16 protein-coding genes are annotated in these 16204 nt (G+C 41.2%); 8 read left to right on the plus strand and 8 right to left on the minus strand.

The features are described 5' to 3' along the window. Positions 1–112: 112 nt before the first annotated feature. Genes H8796_RS13385 through H8796_RS13400 form a run of 4 tightly spaced genes read right to left on the minus strand, consistent with a single transcriptional unit; the run spans position 113 to position 2822 of the window. Positions 113–775, minus strand: a complete 663-nt coding sequence (locus tag H8796_RS13385; protein ID WP_117931893.1) for a pentapeptide repeat-containing protein — start codon at positions 773–775, stop codon at positions 113–115. A 30-nt stretch (positions 776–805) separates the two neighbouring features. Continuing rightward, a complete protein-coding gene (crcB, locus tag H8796_RS13390) occupies positions 806–1183 on the minus strand; it encodes a fluoride efflux transporter CrcB (RefSeq protein ID WP_004309778.1) in 378 nt (125 codons plus the stop codon). 18 nt (positions 1184–1201) lie between these two features. Further along, positions 1202–1978 (minus strand): hypothetical protein, encoded by a 777-nt coding sequence (locus H8796_RS13395; protein WP_004302049.1) that lies wholly within the window; start codon positions 1976–1978, stop codon positions 1202–1204. A 10-nt stretch (positions 1979–1988) separates the two neighbouring features. Continuing rightward, positions 1989–2822, minus strand: coding sequence for a M23 family metallopeptidase (locus H8796_RS13400; protein ID WP_074635639.1), 834 nt, complete (start codon positions 2820–2822; stop codon positions 1989–1991). Between the two features lie 268 nt (positions 2823–3090). Between H8796_RS13400 and H8796_RS13405 the strand changes: the two genes are divergently transcribed. The 6 genes from H8796_RS13405 to H8796_RS13430 all read left to right on the plus strand — a co-directional run bounded on the left by H8796_RS13405 (position 3091) and on the right by H8796_RS13430 (position 12255). Then, entirely contained in the window at positions 3091–5250 is a 2160-nt protein-coding gene (locus H8796_RS13405; protein ID WP_117931894.1) for a glycoside hydrolase family 97 protein, read from the plus strand. Between the two features lie 164 nt (positions 5251–5414). After that, positions 5415–6824 carry an amidophosphoribosyltransferase gene (locus H8796_RS13410; protein ID WP_117931895.1) on the plus strand — a complete coding sequence of 470 codons (1410 nt, stop codon included), beginning with the start codon at positions 5415–5417 and terminating at the stop codon, positions 6822–6824. Between the two features lie 153 nt (positions 6825–6977). Then, positions 6978–8201 carry a peptidase T gene (pepT, locus tag H8796_RS13415; RefSeq protein ID WP_117931896.1) on the plus strand — a complete coding sequence of 408 codons (1224 nt, stop codon included), beginning with the start codon at positions 6978–6980 and terminating at the stop codon, positions 8199–8201. Positions 8202–8269: 68 nt separating this feature from the next. Next, on the plus strand, positions 8270–9355 hold the full coding sequence (gene gcvT / locus H8796_RS13420) for a glycine cleavage system aminomethyltransferase GcvT (protein WP_117931897.1): 1086 nt from the start codon (positions 8270–8272) through the stop codon (positions 9353–9355). Between the two features lie 151 nt (positions 9356–9506). Then, positions 9507–11780 carry a cation:proton antiporter gene (locus H8796_RS13425; RefSeq protein ID WP_117931898.1) on the plus strand — a complete coding sequence of 758 codons (2274 nt, stop codon included), beginning with the start codon at positions 9507–9509 and terminating at the stop codon, positions 11778–11780. Between the two features lie 49 nt (positions 11781–11829). After that, entirely contained in the window at positions 11830–12255 is a 426-nt protein-coding gene (locus H8796_RS13430) for an HIT family protein (RefSeq protein ID WP_004302057.1), read from the plus strand. A gap of 134 nt (positions 12256–12389) precedes the next feature. Here H8796_RS13430 and H8796_RS13435 read toward each other — a convergent pair whose 3' ends face one another. From H8796_RS13435 to H8796_RS13450, 4 genes are all read right to left on the minus strand, one after another. Continuing rightward, positions 12390–12806, minus strand: a complete 417-nt coding sequence (locus tag H8796_RS13435; RefSeq protein WP_004302058.1) for an RNA-binding S4 domain-containing protein — start codon at positions 12804–12806, stop codon at positions 12390–12392. A 101-nt stretch (positions 12807–12907) separates the two neighbouring features. After that, the gene (gene pth, locus H8796_RS13440) at positions 12908–13474 is read right to left on the minus strand and encodes an aminoacyl-tRNA hydrolase (RefSeq protein WP_032848766.1); all 567 of its coding nucleotides are present in this window, start codon (positions 13472–13474) and stop codon (positions 12908–12910) included. A 136-nt stretch (positions 13475–13610) separates the two neighbouring features. Beyond that, entirely contained in the window at positions 13611–14201 is a 591-nt protein-coding gene (locus tag H8796_RS13445) for a 50S ribosomal protein L25/general stress protein Ctc (RefSeq protein WP_009000692.1), read from the minus strand. 137 nt (positions 14202–14338) lie between these two features. After that, complete coding sequence (locus H8796_RS13450; RefSeq protein WP_117931899.1) at positions 14339–14740, minus strand: PUR family DNA/RNA-binding protein; 402 nt, start codon at positions 14738–14740, stop codon at positions 14339–14341. Positions 14741–14908: 168 nt separating this feature from the next. On the opposite strand from H8796_RS13450, the gene nusB reads away from it, so the two are divergent. Continuing rightward, a complete protein-coding gene (nusB, locus tag H8796_RS13455; protein ID WP_009000694.1) occupies positions 14909–15835 on the plus strand; it encodes a transcription antitermination factor NusB in 927 nt (308 codons plus the stop codon). A gap of 39 nt (positions 15836–15874) precedes the next feature. Continuing rightward, entirely contained in the window at positions 15875–16198 is a 324-nt protein-coding gene (yajC, locus tag H8796_RS13460; protein WP_004302063.1) for a preprotein translocase subunit YajC, read from the plus strand. Positions 16199–16204 lie beyond the last annotated feature (6 nt).

The following is a 16204-nucleotide window of genomic DNA, read 5'->3' on the forward strand; positions in this document are numbered from 1 at the left end:
TAAATAGGTATTCTTTTTATGCCTATTCCCTATATGTCGTTAGTCCGACCTTATACTATAACAACGGGACGATGCTTTTTGTTTGAGTGCGGCGGAGTGAATTTGCAGGATTTTAATCTTCGATAATAACCCCTAACAGTGGAAGCAAATCCATAGCTTGCAGGGAAGTGATGACAACCCCTTTCAAATCGCTGATGTTAAGCGTGATTCCGCTGATACGGGAAGTGCGCAAATCTATTCCGCGAAGCGGAGCGTGTGAAAAATCGGCTTCTACGAGATCGCAACTCTCAAATGCGACGGATGAAAAACGGCAGTCGTTCAGACTTCCGTTGCGGAGCTGGCTGTGTGCAAAACGTACCTGGTTCATTTTACTCATAGCCAGATTGATATAACCTGCGTTGCAGTCATGCAGCAAGACGTGATTCATCGTTGTTTCCGATAAATTGGTACCCAATAGTTTGCAGGAAATGAATTCTACCCGGTAGAGCGAACTTTCAGCGAAAGAAATGTTGGATAAGTCGCAGTTCTCAAACCTGACATCGGTCAGCTGGGAAGAACGGAATTTACATTCGCTGAATGTCTGATGCTGAAAGGTGCAGTTTTTGAAACTTTTATAAGATTTGTCGATGCCTTCTTCTTTTCCTTTGCAGAATAAAAGATGAGAGACGGTTTCTTCTCTGTCGAGCCATTCCTGTAGGGTAGTAGTACTGACTTCCTGCTCTTCCATCATGGGAGGAACAACGCGGACGGGTTTGGTTGGGTTTCTTTTAATCATGCCGTAAAGGTAGGATTTATATTCGAATTATTAAATCTGTTTTCCCACATATCCGCCGGCTAACGTTGCGGCTAATCCTATTCCTATACTTAATAATGTATATAGAACAAATGCTCCGTAAAATTCTCCTTTCAGCAGACCTACGCCGTCACTGGAGAAAGTAGAGAACGTTGTGAAACCTCCACATAAACCCGTTGTCAGAAACAAACGGACCTCGAACGGAAGGTGGAATCGCTCTGAAAGGGCATAGAACAGGCCGATGAGAAAACTGCCGAGAAGATTGACCGTGAAAGTGGCCCATGGAAAATGATAAGGGACGATTCGTTCGTGCATTAGCAACTGGATGAAATAACGCAGTGCACTACCGGTTCCTCCACCGATAAAGATATAGATAACTTCTTTACTCATTTGATTGAAAGATTGATATTATTTGTAGGCGGCTTCAAAATCCTTTTCGAATTGCTGGAAGCCTCCGGGATAAACAAGATTGATTTGTTCTGAAACGGTTGACGGATCATTTTTGTTTTGCAGAACGGATATGAACTTTTTGAATATCTCGCGGGGAACGCTCTCTATCCAAAAGGTGACAAGCGCATGCGAAAGGATATAAGAGTATTGCTCGTCCGTCATTTGCTGTTTCATAAATTTGCCTTGGCTGCTATTTAAAAATGTAGGAAGGTTTACTTCCCCCAGCATATACATCGTCCGAACTCTCCCTTGTTCGTATTCGGTAAATGTGTGGCGGACTGCTTTTTTGTGAATGGTGCAATGTTCGAAGTACTCCGACAGTCCTTCGTTAAGCCAACTTGGAGGACGCTTGCCGAGAATCTGCGAAACGAAATGATGACTCAGTTCGTGATAGATGATGGCAAGACTTCTCTCCCGTCCATTCTCCCGTCCTAAGATGACTGCCTTTTGTAGCTTAGGTGAGTATGCACCGCTTGCCTTGATAGGCAGAGACACATTGATACTTTCTAAGTAATCTATTGCTTCTCTTCTATTTTCAAAAACATATAGTTGGAGGCTAAGCGTATCGGGCAGTCCGAATTGTGAATAGAAATCAACCTCATGTTGAAGAAACTGTTCTATCTTCTTCCGGTCTTTGTCGGGAAGCGGGTCACCGCCATATTCCACTTTTACGGTTTGGGCATGAAGCAAACCGCAGAAAAAGAAGACCGGGAAGAAAAGTAAAAATATGCGCATGATACATCTATTATTTCAGGTTGTGTAGCTTCATATATTTCTTTTTGTCACGTTTGCTCATATCCTGCATGATAAGGTCATGGTCGGTTACAGCCTGATAGATGGTTTTCTCTTCCGGTTTCACATCTCCTTCAGTTGTGCGGAATACAGGAATAAAGTGGGAGTAAGGGTATCCGGATGATAATCCTCCTTTGAACTTATTTTCATCCAGAAAAAAGAAGGAGATGGCAGCACCTGTGGGGCCTGCCTTTCCTATGGCTTGTCCAACTTGTACTTCTTCGCCCGGTTCGATAAAATTCTCATTCATCACCAGATAGGCTGCAAAAGTCTGATCGGGATGATAGATGAGCAGCTGTTGCGGGTTGGTGGTTTTACAGGCTATTCCGCTGCGGGTGGCGTAGATTGTATCACCTTGCTTGATGTGAAAATTCAAGGTCTTGAATGGTTCACGCGGATCGGTTTTCCAGGCTGTCTTTTGATTGTTCTTTACGGGTAAGGCATAAGGAGTCTGAATGTTGAAATCTTTAGGAAACTTGCCCCGGTAGAACGTATAAGAAGAGGCACTTTTAAACGGATTGTCTACCTGTGCGTTCTTTTCTATTTTAAATATAGTGTTTTTTCCGTTACTTAAATTGTAGGAACGGTCGTTGGCACGATACAGATAATAGTCGCAATAGTCTTCATTGTAGTAATTGAGTTCGGTAGCTCCCTGAGCATCTTTTTCCCATTTTGACTCGATGATACCGTATGGACGTTCCAGCAGTTTACGTAAAGACTGCGCGGAAGTGTAGCTGGCGGACAATGTGAAAATCAATAGAGCGATCAATTTAAGGTGCTGTGCCATATTCTAAATAGTAAAGTGTTTATTGATATAGTTGGGATAATACGTTGCAAATATAGAAAGATTATGTAATATGCGTCTTTAATCCTTTTAATTTCTTCACCATAGACACTATATTTTTTCTAGCTTCTGGATTTGTTATCTGCTTTATATTTAAATGTTTATCCCGTTTCTACTTCTATATCCTTCTATATTTTCTTTATAAAGAAAAACACCTCTATTGTTTCCTGTCTATCTTTGCCATACGATTATTAACTAACTCATTTATATCATGAAGAACATGAAAATAGGAACTGCAATATGGGTCTGCCTGTTGCTCTCTTTTTTCTTCGGCACATCAGCAAAGGCCGAAAGTATCACTTCTCCTGACGGACAATTAAAACTTAATTTCTTTGTCAACACGCAAGGAGAACCGGTGTATGAACTCTCTTATAAAGGAAAAGAGGTGATTAAACCTTCGAAACTGGGACTGGAATTGAAAAATGATCCCGGACTGATGAATGGATTCACTCTGACCGATATTAAAACTTCTGCTTTTGATGAAACATGGGAACCGGTGTGGGGAGAGGTGAAATCAATCCGCAACCATTATAATGAAATGGCTGTTACCCTGAATCAAAAGGCGCAAGATCGTAATCTGATTATTTGTTTTCGTCTTTATAATGATGGCTTGGGGTTCCGCTATGAGTTCCCGCAGCAAAAGAATCTGAATTACTTCGTTATAAAAGAAGAACATTCGCAGTTTGCTATGGCCGGCGATCATAAGGCATTTTGGATTCCAGGCGATTATGATACGCAGGAATATGACTATACCGAATCCAAACTTTCTGAAATTCGCGGATTACTGCAGGGCGCAATCACCAGCAATGCTTCTCAAACGCCTTTCTCTCCAACGGGGGTACAGACGTCCCTGCAAATGAAGACAGCCGACGGGTTGTATATCAATCTGCATGAAGCGGCTTTGGTTGATTATTCTTGTATGCATCTGAACCTTGACGATCAGAACCTGATTTTTGAATCATGGCTGACTCCTGATGCGAAAGGGGATAAAGGTTATATGCAAACGCCTTGCCGTTCACCCTGGCGCACGGTGATTGTCAGTGATGATGCTCGTGATATTCTGGCTTCCAAATTGACTTTGAACTTGAATGAACCTTGTGCCTATGAAGATGTTTCCTGGATTAAGCCGGTGAAATACATCGGTGTGTGGTGGGAAATGATTACCGGAAAAAGTTCCTGGTCGTACACGGATGATGTTTATTCTGTGAAACTGGGACAGACGGATTATTCCAAAACAAAACCGAGCGGGCGTCATGCGGCCAATAATGACAAAGTGAAGCGTTACATTGACTTTGCTTCGGAACATGGATTCGACCAGATCTTAGTGGAAGGCTGGAATGAAGGCTGGGAAGACTGGTTCGGAAATTCGAAGGATTATGTCTTTGATTTCGTAACTCCGTATCCTGATTTTGACGTGAAGATGCTCAATGCGTATGCAAAGGAAAAAGGAGTGAAGCTGATGATGCATCACGAGACTTCCGCTTCTGTACGTAACTACGAGCGTCATCTTGATAAAGCCTATCAGTTTATGATAGATAACGGATACAATGCTGTGAAGAGCGGGTATGTAGGTAATATTATTCCGCGTGGAGAACATCATTACGGACAGTGGATGAACAATCATTATTTATATGCGGTAGAAAAAGCGGCCGAATATAAGATCTGTGTAAATGCTCACGAAGCAACCCGTCCGACAGGATTATGTCGCACATATCCGAATCTGATCGGTAATGAATCGGCTCGTGGCACGGAATATGAAGCCTTTGCAGGGAATAAGCCGTTCCATACCACCTTGCTTCCTTTCACTCGTCAGATTGGTGGACCGATGGATTATACACCGGGTATCTTTGATACAAAACTTTCTTTCTTGTCAGGCGACCACAGTTTTGTACGTACAACTTTGGCAAAACAGTTGGCACTTTATGTAACGATGTACAGTCCTTTGCAAATGGCAGCCGACCTTCCGGAGAGTTACGAACGTCACATGGATGCATTTCAATTTATCAAGGATGTAGCCGTTGATTGGGATGACAGTAAGTATCTGGAAGCGGAACCGGGAGATTATATTACCGTAGCACGTAAGGCAAAAGGTACTGATAACTGGTTTGTAGGTGGTATCACCGATGAGAATCCCCGTACTTCTGCTTTTACACTTGATTTTCTCGAACCGGGAAAACAATATGTAGCCACTCTTTATGCTGACGGAAAGGAGGCGGATTTTGAAAAGAATCCTACTTCTTACCAGATAAAAAAAGGACTGGTAACAAACAAGAATAAGATGTCTGTGAAGCTGGCACGCAGCGGAGGATTTGCAGTAAGTCTGATTGAAGCAACTCCCGCTGACTTGAAAACGATCAAGAAATGGAAATAAGATTCTGGTAAAAAGATTGTTTACGGATTCCCTGCTTTTTAATAAATATTAGTTGTGCTTCGCAAAGAAAACTAAAACTTTGCGGAGCGCTTTTTTTATAGGACGGATTCTTTTTTGTACTTTTGCGCCATCTTTTTTAAAACATCATCAATAAAGAGAACAACATGGGAGGTTTTTTCGGAACAGTCTCGAAAACTAGCTGCGTGACTGATTTATTCTACGGCACAGATTATAACTCACATCTGGGTACCAAGCGAGGAGGACTCGCAACATATAGTGAGGAAAAAGGTTTTATACGCTCCATTCACAATTTGGAAAGTACTTATTTCCGAACCAAGTTTGAAGGAGAACTGGACAAATTCAAAGGAAACGCCGGCATCGGCATCATTAGCGACACAGACGCACAACCTATCATCATCAATTCTCACCTCGGGCGCTTCGCCATTGTCACAGTCGCTAAAATAGTCAATATCCAGGAATTGGAAGAAGAACTTCTCAGTCAAAACATGCACTTCGCCGAACTTAGTTCGAGCAACACCAACCAGACGGAACTTATCGCATTACTTATTATACAAGGCAGAACTTTTGTGGAAGGTATCGAAAATGTGTTTAAGCACATTAAGGGTTCTTGTTCGATGTTGCTTTTGACGGAAGACGGAAGTATCATCGCGGCACGTGACTGGTGGGGACGTACTCCGGTGGTGATTGGAAAGAGAGACGGTGCTTATGCTGCAACGAGTGAGTCGTCCAGTTTCCCGAATCTGGATTATGAGATTGAGAAATATTTAGGTCCCGGTGAGATTGTTCGTATGTATGACGATCATGTTGACCAGCTTCGCAAGCCCAATGAGGATATGCAGATCTGCTCGTTTTTGTGGGTATACTACGGTTTCCCGACTTCTTGTTATGAAGGAAAGAATGTAGAGGAAGTGCGTTTCACTAGCGGATTGAAAATGGGACAGACGGATGAATCGGAAGTGGATTGTGCTTGCGGTATTCCTGATTCGGGAGTGGGTATGGCTTTAGGATATGCCGAAGGAAAGGGAGTTCCTTACCATCGTGCTATTTCAAAATATACACCGACATGGCCTCGTAGCTTTACTCCGAGCAATCAGGAGATGCGTTTGCTTGTTGCTAAGATGAAGTTGATTCCAAACCGTGCCATGCTGCAAAATAAACGTTTGTTGTTCTGTGACGATTCAATCGTGCGGGGAACTCAATTGCGTGACAATGTGAAGATTCTGTATGATTACGGAGCAAAGGAGGTGCACATGCGTATCGCTTGTCCGCCATTGATTTATGCTTGTCCGTTTGTTGGTTTTTCGGCTTCTAAAAATGCATTGGAGTTGATTACCCGTCGTATTATCAAGGAACTGGAAGGGGATGAGAATAAGAACCTGGAGAAATATGCTACTACCGGTTCTCCGGAATACGATAAGATGGTTAGCATTATTGCCGAGCGTTTCGGTCTCAGTTCATTGAAGTTTAATACGCTGGAAACGCTGATTGAGGCTATCGGATTACCTAAATGCAAGGTTTGTACACATTGCTTTGATGGTAGCAGCCATTTTTAAAGTAGTCAAATAGGATATTTAAGTATCCGGATAAAAGTATACAATAAAAAAGAGCCGTGAATTGCTTTGTAATTCACGGCTCTTTTTTTACCTTTACGGCACTATAAACTATCAATTTGTAAATTGTAATTAGTAACTTGTAATTAAAACAATATGACTTTAGTAGACAGATTTTTAAAGTATGTAAGCTTCGATACACAATCTGATGAATCGACAGGGCTTACTCCAAGTACTCCGAAGCAGATGGTTTTTGCTGAATACTTGAAAAAAGAGTTGGAATCTTTGGGATTGGAAGATATTACTTTGGATGAGCATGGCTATCTTTTTGCTACACTTCCTGCCAATATAAATAAAGAAGTACCCACTATCGGGTTTATTGCCCACATGGATACAAGTCCTGATATGACGGGTAAAGATGTCACTCCGCGCATTGTGGAAAAGTATGACGGTTCGGATATTGTGCTTTGTGCTGAAGAGAATGTAGTTCTTTCTCCGTCACAATTTCCGGAATTGCTGGATCATAAGGGAGAAGACTTGATTGTGACCAATGGAAAGACGTTGCTTGGTGCTGACGATAAAGCCGGTATTGCGGAAATTGTATCTGCAATGGTGTATCTGAAGGAACATCCGGAAATCAAGCACGGAAAAATCCGTATCGGCTTCAATCCGGACGAAGAAATTGGTGAAGGTGCTCATAAATTTGATGTAGAGAAATTCGGTTGCGAATGGGGATATACGATGGATGGAGGTGAAGTAGGGGAGTTGGAATTTGAGAACTTCAATGCTGCCGCTGCTAAAATTACCTTTAAAGGACGTAATGTGCATCCGGGATATGCCAAGAATAAGATGATTAACTCAATCTATCTTGCCAATCAATTTATCACATTGCTTCCCTCGCAAGAAAGGCCGGAGCATACGACCGGTTACGAAGGATTTTATCATTTAATCGGTATTCAGGGGGATGTGGAGCAAAGCACTGTATCTTATATCATCCGCGATCATGACCGTGCGAAATTTGAGAATCGTAAAAAAGAGATGGAACGCCTGGTTGCTCAAATGAATGCTGAACATGGAGCAGGTACTGCAACTCTCGAACTGCGCGACCAGTATTATAATATGCGTGAGAAGATAGAACCGGTAATGCATATCATCGATACCGCTTTTGCTGCGATGGAAGCTGTGGGTGTGAAACCGAATGTAAAACCGATTCGTGGAGGTACGGATGGTGCGCAACTTTCTTTTAAGGGATTGCCTTGTCCGAATATCTTTGCCGGTGGTCTGAATTTCCACGGTCGTTACGAATTTGTGCCTATCCAGAATATGGAGAAAGCAATGAAGGTGATCGTAAAAATAGCAGAACTGGTGGCTTCCAAATAAAAAGACGGTAAGCTCCGGTAATACTTAATACCTGATACTTAATACTTAAAACTTAATACTTTAAAATAATGAAAACCACTCCGTTTACAGAGAAACATATAGCACTTGGCGCTAAAATGCACGAGTTTGCAGGTTATAATATGCCTATTGAATACTCCGGTATCATTGATGAACACATAACTGTTTGTCAAGGTGTCGGTGTATTTGATGTATCGCATATGGGAGAATTTTGGGTGAAAGGACCGCAAGCGTTGGCCTTTCTGCAGAAAATAACATCTAACAATGTGGCGGCACTGGCTCCGGGTAAAATACAATATACTTGTTTTCCGAATGAGGATGGGGGTATTGTAGATGATTTGCTGGTTTATCAGTATGAACCGGAAAAATACATGTTGGTGGTGAATGCTTCCAATATGGAAAAAGACTGGAACTGGTGTGTTTCTCACAATACGGAGGGAGCCGAGTTGGAAAATTCGTCGGATAACATAGCTCAACTTGCTATACAGGGTCCGAAGGCTATTTCGGTTCTGCAAAAGTTGACGGATATTGATCTTGCTACTATTCCTTATTATACATTTAAGGTTGGAACGTTTGCAGGTGAAGAGAATGTGATTATCTCCAATACGGGTTATACCGGTGCGGGAGGTTTTGAGCTTTATTTCTATCCGTCTGCGGCTGATTCTATATGGAAGGCTATTTTTGAGGCTGGTGAAGAGTATGGCATTAAACCTATCGGTTTGGGTGCCCGTGATACGCTCCGGTTGGAAATGGGCTTCTGTCTGTATGGCAATGATCTGGATGATACGACTTCTCCGATAGAAGCCGGATTGGGATGGATCACTAAGTTTGTGGAGGGCAAGGATTTTGTCAACCGTCCGATGCTGGAAAAACAGAAAGCGGAAGGTGTTACCCGTAAACTGGTTGGCTTTGAAATGGTTGATCGCGGAATTCCCCGTCATGGCTATGAACTGGTGAATGATGAAGGCGAGAAAGTGGGAGTGGTGACCTCCGGTACGATGTCGCCTACCCGTAAGATTGGTATCGGTATGGGATATGTGAAACCGGAATATAGTAAGGTGGGTACGGAAATCTGTATCGATATGCGTGGTCGGAAATTGAAAGCTGTGGTAGTGAAACCACCTTTTAGAAAGTAAAAAATAAGCTTGTTATTGTGTATAGCCCCGGATAAGTTACAACTCTATCCGGGGCTAACTTGTTTTATGACGGTTATTGCAAAACATATCCGTAAATATGTTGTTTATCCCATAGAAATAATATAATTTTGTCATCAAATACGATAAAATAATGTCTCAATTACCTACTCTTATAGCTGACCTCGCACTTATATTGATTTGTGCCGGTGTTATGACTTTGTTGTTTAAGAAGTTGAAACAACCTCTGGTCTTGGGATATGTAGTTGCCGGATTTCTGGCAAGTCCGCATATGCCGTATACTCCTTCAGTGATGGATACTGCCAATATTAAGACTTGGGCGGATATTGGTGTTATTTTCTTGCTGTTTGCTCTTGGTTTGGAATTTAGTTTTAAGAAGATTGTCAAGGTGGGTGGTTCTGCCATCATTGCTGCCTGTACCATCATCTTTTGTATGATTTTGTTGGGAATAGGAGTCGGCATGGGTTTCGGCTGGCACAGGATGGACAGTCTGTTCTTGGGCGGTATGATTGCGATGTCGTCTACTACTATTATTTATAAAGCTTTTGATGATTTAGGATTAAGGAAGAAGCAGTTCACCGGACTTGTGTTGAGTATCTTGATTTTGGAAGATATTTTGGCCATTGTATTAATGGTGATGCTTTCCACCATGGCGGTAAGTCAACATTTTGAAGGTGCCGAAATGTTGGAGAGTATCGGGAAATTATTGTTTTTTCTTATTCTGTGGTTTGTTGTCGGTATCTATCTGATTCCTGAATTCTTGAAACGCTGCCGGAAATTGATGGGAGAGGAGACTCTGCTTATTGTGTCGTTGGCGCTTTGTTTCGGTATGGTAGTGATGGCGGCACATACAGGATTCTCTGCTGCATTTGGTGCATTTATAATGGGATCTATTCTGGCGGAAACAATCGAGGCGGAATCCATAGACCGGCTGGTGAAACCGGTAAAGGATCTTTTTGGAGCTATCTTTTTCGTATCGGTCGGTATGATGGTGGATCCTGCAATGATTGTAGAATATGCCCTACCTATTATAGTAATTACTTTGGCTGTTATCTTGGGACAGGCCGTTTTTGGTACATTCGGTGTTATTCTCTCCGGAAAGCCTTTAAAGACGGCTATGCAATGCGGCTTTAGTTTAACGCAGATCGGCGAATTTGCGTTTATTATTGCTTCTTTGGGAGTCTCTTTGCATGTAACGAGTGACTTTCTGTATCCGATAGTGGTAGCGGTTTCTGTGATTACTACTTTCCTGACTCCTTATATGATTCGTTTTGCCGAGCCGGCTTCTACTTTTGTGGATGCTCATCTTCCGGAATCATGGAAAAAAATAATGATGCGTTATTCTTCCGGTTCGCAAACAGCTCTGAATCACGAGAATTTGTGGAAGAAGCTAATCTTGTCAATGGTACGTATAACAGTTGTTTATTCAATTGTCAGTATGTCGATTATTGCACTTTCTTTTCGTTTTGTCGTGCCATTCTTTAAAGAGAATCTGCCTCATTTCTGGGCATCATTGTTGGGAGCGGTATTTATCATTCTGTGTATTGCTCCTTTCTTGCGTGCCATTATGGTGAAGAAAAATCATTCGGTTGAGTTTATGACCTTATGGCATGACAGCCGTGCCAACCGCGCACCGCTGGTATCGACAATCGTGATTCGTATTATGATAGCGGCACTTTTTGTTATCTTTGTTATTTCCGGATTATTTAAGGCGTCTATCGGATTGATTATTGGAGTGGCTGTACTTGTTGTATTGTTGATGGTATGGTCTCGCCGTTTGAAGAAGCAATCGATATTGATTGAACGTCGTTTCTTTCAGAATCTCCGTTCCAGAGATGTACGTGCAGAGTATCTGGGAGAGAAAAAGCCGGAGTATGCCGGTCGTTTGTTATCGCATGATTTGCATCTTGCCGATATGGAAATTCCGGGTGAATCCAGTTGGGCGGGAAAGACATTGATGGAGCTGAATCTGGGGAAGAAGTTTGGAGTTCATGTTGCTTCTATTCTTCGTGGAAAGAGGAGGATTAATATCCCCGGTGGTTCTGTCCGCCTGTTTCCGATGGATAAGATACAGGTGATAGGTACAGATGAACAATTAAGTGTGTTTAATGAGGCGATGCAAAACGGAGCGAAGATAGACTGGGAGGTCTATGAAAAGAGCGAGATGGCTTTGAAGCAGTTTATCATTGACAGTGATTCTGTTTTTCTGGGTAAAACGATTCGTGAATCGGGCATCCGCGACAAATATCATTGTATGATAGCCGGTGTTGAAAGTGAAGACGGTACACTGATGGTTCCTGATGTAAATGCTCCACTCGAAGAAGGCGATGTTGTTTGGGTGGTAGGCGAAAAAGAGGATGTGTACCAATTAGTCGATCAAAAAAACGAAAAAGTACAAGCCGGATAAGAATGGAATACTTATTTTTGCAACGATAAAAACTTAAAATAATAATATCATGAAGAGTGATCCGAAAGAATGTCTGTATTGCCAGAACAATGAAACGCTGCATAATCTGATGATTGAGATTGCGCAATTGAGTGTGTCACGTGTGTTTTTGTTTAAGGAACAAACCTACCGTGGACGTTGTCTTGTTTCTTATAAAGACCATGTGAACGATTTGAATGAATTGAGTGATGAAGACCGTAATGCTTTTATGGCAGATGTAGCGCGTGTCACTCGTGCCATGCAAAAAGCTTTCCAGCCGGAAAAGATTAATTATGGTGCTTACTCGGATAAATTGTCTCATTTGCATTTTCATTTAGCACCTAAATATGTGGATGGACCTGATTATGGAGGTATATTCCAAATGAACCCGGGAAAGGTTTATCTGACTGACGCAGAATATCAGGAACTGATTGATGCTGTTAAAGCAAATCTGTAAAAAGAAAGGGCGAACTGCAACTCTATAAGTGGTAAGCTATACAAATCGTAAACAATGAACGGTGAGCAAGCCTGTGGATATAACGCAGTCTGTTCACCGTTCATTGTTTACGATTCATCGTTTTTCTATTTATCCTATTCTTCAAAATCGAAATCAAAGTCAAAATCATCCATAAACTCTGGAGTTGTAAATTCTTCCAGTTCCCGGCGATCTTTCTTGGTCGGACGTCCGGTTCCACGTGCCCGGTCTACGAATCCGCTGATTTTGCTCATTTCAAGTAATTCATATTGATCGGGAGTCGTTACATTTTCCATCATTTCCGATACCAGTTTGGCTCCTACACGTTTCTCAATCGGTTGTAATACTTTGAATGAGTATGTGATAGGTGGTTTCTTCACTTGAATAACATCACCCGGTTTTATCATACGGGCAGCTTTGACCAGCGAACCGTTGATGGTAATACGTCCTTTTTTGCAGGCTTCTGCTGCAATCGTACGTGTCTTGAAGATGCGGACAGCCCACATCCATTTATCTATTCTTGCTTCAGCCATTTTAGTTAGTTATTTAGTGATAAGTAATTAGTCGGTTAGTGGACGTTATCATTGATCGCTAACCGTTCATTGCTATCTTTATTTTTTATAGAACAGGTTCATCATTTCTTGTTGAACTGGTTCATTGTGATGTCGATACCGGCAAGACAGAAACTTTTGATAATTTCCCCTGCCATCTCCAGTCTTTCATCCATTGTCTTCCAGTCTTCATCAGTGAAGTGACCGAGTACGTAATCGATTTGTCCGCCACGTGGAAAATCACTCCCGATTCCAAAACGCAGACGGGCATAGTTTTGAGTACCCAGAGTGGCGGCAATATGCTTTAATCCGTTATGGCCTGCATCACTTCCTTTTCCTTTTAGGCGTAACGTTCCGAAAGGAAGAGCCAGATCGTCTACTACGATCAGCACATTTTCCAATGGAATATTTTCTTTCTGCATCCAATAACGAACGGCCAATCCACTCAGGTTCATAAAAGTCGATGGCTTGAGCAGGATCAACTGACGTCCTTTGATGGAAAAGCTGGTGGTGAATCCATAGCGTCCATCCATAAAAGGAGGAGCATTGTTAATTCTGGCCAATGCTTCTACTGTCATGAATCCGATATTATGTCGGGTTTCATGATACTCGGGACCAATGTTTCCCAGTCCGACAACTAAATATTTTATCATCGTTTTTCCGTAAAACAGTTCATTAATATAGAAAGAGAAACGCAGATTAATACAAATTAATGCAGACTGAACATCTGCTTTAATCTGCATTAATCTGCGTTTGAAGTATATCTCTTTACAGGGATAATCTCAATTACTTGCCAGCGGCTGCTGCTGCACCTCTTGCTGCACGAGTCAACTTAACAGCACATACAACGGCTTCTTTAGCACTAATCAGTTCAAGACCTTCGAAGCTCAATTCGCCAACTTTAACAGTCTTACCCAATCCCAGGTGAGAAACGTTAACGATCAGTTTCTCAGGAATTACATTGTACAAAGCTTTCACTTTAATCTTACGCATCTGCAGTGCAAGTTTACCACCGGCTTTCACACCTTCTGCAAGACCTTCCAACTGTACAGGTACTTCCATTACGATAGGTTTAGCTTCGTCAATCTGATAGAAGTCAACGTGCAGGATAGTATCTTTTACCGGGTGGAACTGAATATCTTTCAGGATAGCGTTTACTTTTTTGCCATCGATAACCAGGTCTACAACGTAAATGTGCGGAGTATAAACCAAGTTACGAAGTCCTTCGTTAGTCACTGTGAAGTGAACTACTTCATTACCTCCGTAAAGTACACAAGGTACACCACCGTCTTTACGAATTTCTTTCAAAGCTCTAGCTTGTTCAGAAGAGCGTTCTGCAATTGTTCTTGCAGTTCCTTTTACTTCAATTGATTTCATTTCTTTAAAAATTTGTGTTACTCTAAATTAAGTTAGTTTGCTTAATTCACCATCACACGATGTGGATTATCACACGATGTTGCAAAAAAGCGGTGCAAAAGTACGTCTTTCTTTTGAAATATCAAAGAGTTACTTTCTTAAAAGTCAATATCGATCTTAATTTCGTTCTCTAACTTGTTTGCCCGGGCTTCTTCGATTGCTTTCTGTTCACTTTCTTCATCTGCTTCGGTGTTCAGGCGGGCGATGTATTCGTTCGCATCACTGCACTCAATGAAGTTGACTGCTTCTTCGAGTCCTGCCATAAACTTCTGAAAGTCCTCCCTATATAGGAAGATTTTGTGTTTTTCGAAACTAACCTGAGAATCGTCACCTTCTCCCGTTATCACTTTCTTACTCTCTGTAATAGCCAGGAACATTTCATCTTTACGATTCTTCTTTACGTCAAGGTAATAGATGCGTTTACCTGCTTTAATGGACTTGGAGAATACAATCTCCTTATCATTCATGTCTGCGCTCATTTTCTTTTTTAAATCTTCCATATCTTTCGGTCCGTTTATAATCGGCCTCAAAATTGGATATTTTTTTTAAACTGTCAAAAGAAAAAGCGTAGAGAATCAAATACTGCATTAAAAAATGTGATTTATTAGTGGAAACTCATTAAAAATATCTACTTTTGCAGTTCGATAACAACAGTATTAATTTGAATTATGATCAACAGAGTTCTTATTCGTCTTAAGATTATACAGATAGTATATGCCTATTATCAAAATGGCAGCAAAAATCTAGACTCAGCGGAGAAAGAGTTATTCTTTAGTCTTTCAAAGGCGTATGACCTTTATAATTATTTGCTAATGCTGATGATAGCATTGACAGAGTATGCACAAAAACGTATTGATGCGGCAAAAGCTAAATTGGCACCTACGAAAGAAGAGTTGTACCCCAACAAGAAATTCGTGGATAACAAATTTATTGCTCAATTGGAAGTCAATAAGCAATTGGTAGAGTTTATAGCCAATCAAAAAAGAACCTGGGCAAACGACCAGGACTTCATCAAGGAACTTTATGAGAAAATTGTAGAAACCGATATCTATAAAGATTATATGGCTTCTGACGACCACTCATACGAGGCCGATCGTGAATTATGGAGAAAACTCTATAAAACATACATCTTTAATAATGATTCTCTCGATCAGGTATTGGAAGATCAGAGTCTGTATTGGAATGATGACAAAGAAATTGTAGATACATTCGTCCTGAAAACGATCAAACGTTTTGATGAAAAGAAGGGTGCCAACCAGGAACTGCTTCCGGAATTTAAGGATGACGAAGATCAAGAGTTTGCACGTCGTCTGTTCCGTCGTACTATTTTGAATTCCGACTATTACCGTCATTTGGTTAGTGAGAATACAAAAAACTGGGATCTGGACCGTATTGCATTTATGGACGTTATCATTATGCAGACTGCATTAGCAGAAATTCTTAGTTTCCCGAACATTCCGGTCAGTGTTTCGTTAAATGAATATGTAGAGATAGCGAAGTTGTATAGCACAGCTAAAAGCGGTAGCTTTATCAACGGTACGCTGGATGGAATAGTTAATCAATTAAAAAAAGAAGGTAAGTTGACTAAAAACTGATACCTTTGTCCATATAGTAGAAACTAAAACAGATTATTTATGAACGTATTGACTGTATTATTGCAAGCTCCTGCCGGTGCTGCCGGAGGTGGAAGTATGATGTGGATCATGCTGATAGCTATGTTTGTTATCATGTATTTCTTTATGATCCGTCCTCAGAATAAGAAGCAAAAAGAAATAGCAAATTTCCGTAAATCTCTTCAGGTAAATCAGAATGTGATTACTGCAGGTGGTATCCACGGAACAATCAAGGAAATTACTGACGATTACATAGTACTTGAGATTGCTTCTAATGTAAAGATTAAAATAGACAAGAATTCTATTTTCGCTGATGCTTCAGCTGCTAGCAATCAATCTAAATAATAGTTG

This window comes from Bacteroides sp. M10, assembly GCF_014334015.1.
GTDB classification, from domain to species: Bacteria; Bacteroidota; Bacteroidia; order Bacteroidales; family Bacteroidaceae; genus Bacteroides; species Bacteroides intestinigallinarum.

Coding starts and splice junctions, on each gene's coding strand:
- H8796_RS13385 (WP_117931893.1), bottom strand. CDS start 775: ATGATTAAAAGAAACCCAACCAAACCCGTCCGCGTTGTTCCTCCCATG.
- crcB (WP_004309778.1), bottom strand. CDS start 1,183: ATGAGTAAAGAAGTTATCTATATCTTTATCGGTGGAGGAACCGGTAGT.
- H8796_RS13395 (WP_004302049.1), bottom strand. CDS start 1,978: ATGCGCATATTTTTACTTTTCTTCCCGGTCTTCTTTTTCTGCGGTTTG.
- H8796_RS13400 (WP_074635639.1), bottom strand. CDS start 2,822: ATGGCACAGCACCTTAAATTGATCGCTCTATTGATTTTCACATTGTCC.
- H8796_RS13405 (WP_117931894.1), top strand. CDS start 3,091: ATGAAGAACATGAAAATAGGAACTGCAATATGGGTCTGCCTGTTGCTC.
- H8796_RS13410 (WP_117931895.1), top strand. CDS start 5,415: ATGGGAGGTTTTTTCGGAACAGTCTCGAAAACTAGCTGCGTGACTGAT.
- pepT (WP_117931896.1), top strand. CDS start 6,978: ATGACTTTAGTAGACAGATTTTTAAAGTATGTAAGCTTCGATACACAA.
- gcvT (WP_117931897.1), top strand. CDS start 8,270: ATGAAAACCACTCCGTTTACAGAGAAACATATAGCACTTGGCGCTAAA.
- H8796_RS13425 (WP_117931898.1), top strand. CDS start 9,507: ATGTCTCAATTACCTACTCTTATAGCTGACCTCGCACTTATATTGATT.
- H8796_RS13430 (WP_004302057.1), top strand. CDS start 11,830: ATGAAGAGTGATCCGAAAGAATGTCTGTATTGCCAGAACAATGAAACG.
- H8796_RS13435 (WP_004302058.1), bottom strand. CDS start 12,806: ATGGCTGAAGCAAGAATAGATAAATGGATGTGGGCTGTCCGCATCTTC.
- H8796_RS13445 (WP_009000692.1), bottom strand. CDS start 14,201: ATGAAATCAATTGAAGTAAAAGGAACTGCAAGAACAATTGCAGAACGC.
- H8796_RS13450 (WP_117931899.1), bottom strand. CDS start 14,740: ATGGAAGATTTAAAAAAGAAAATGAGCGCAGACATGAATGATAAGGAG.
- nusB (WP_009000694.1), top strand. CDS start 14,909: ATGATCAACAGAGTTCTTATTCGTCTTAAGATTATACAGATAGTATAT.
- yajC (WP_004302063.1), top strand. CDS start 15,875: ATGAACGTATTGACTGTATTATTGCAAGCTCCTGCCGGTGCTGCCGGA.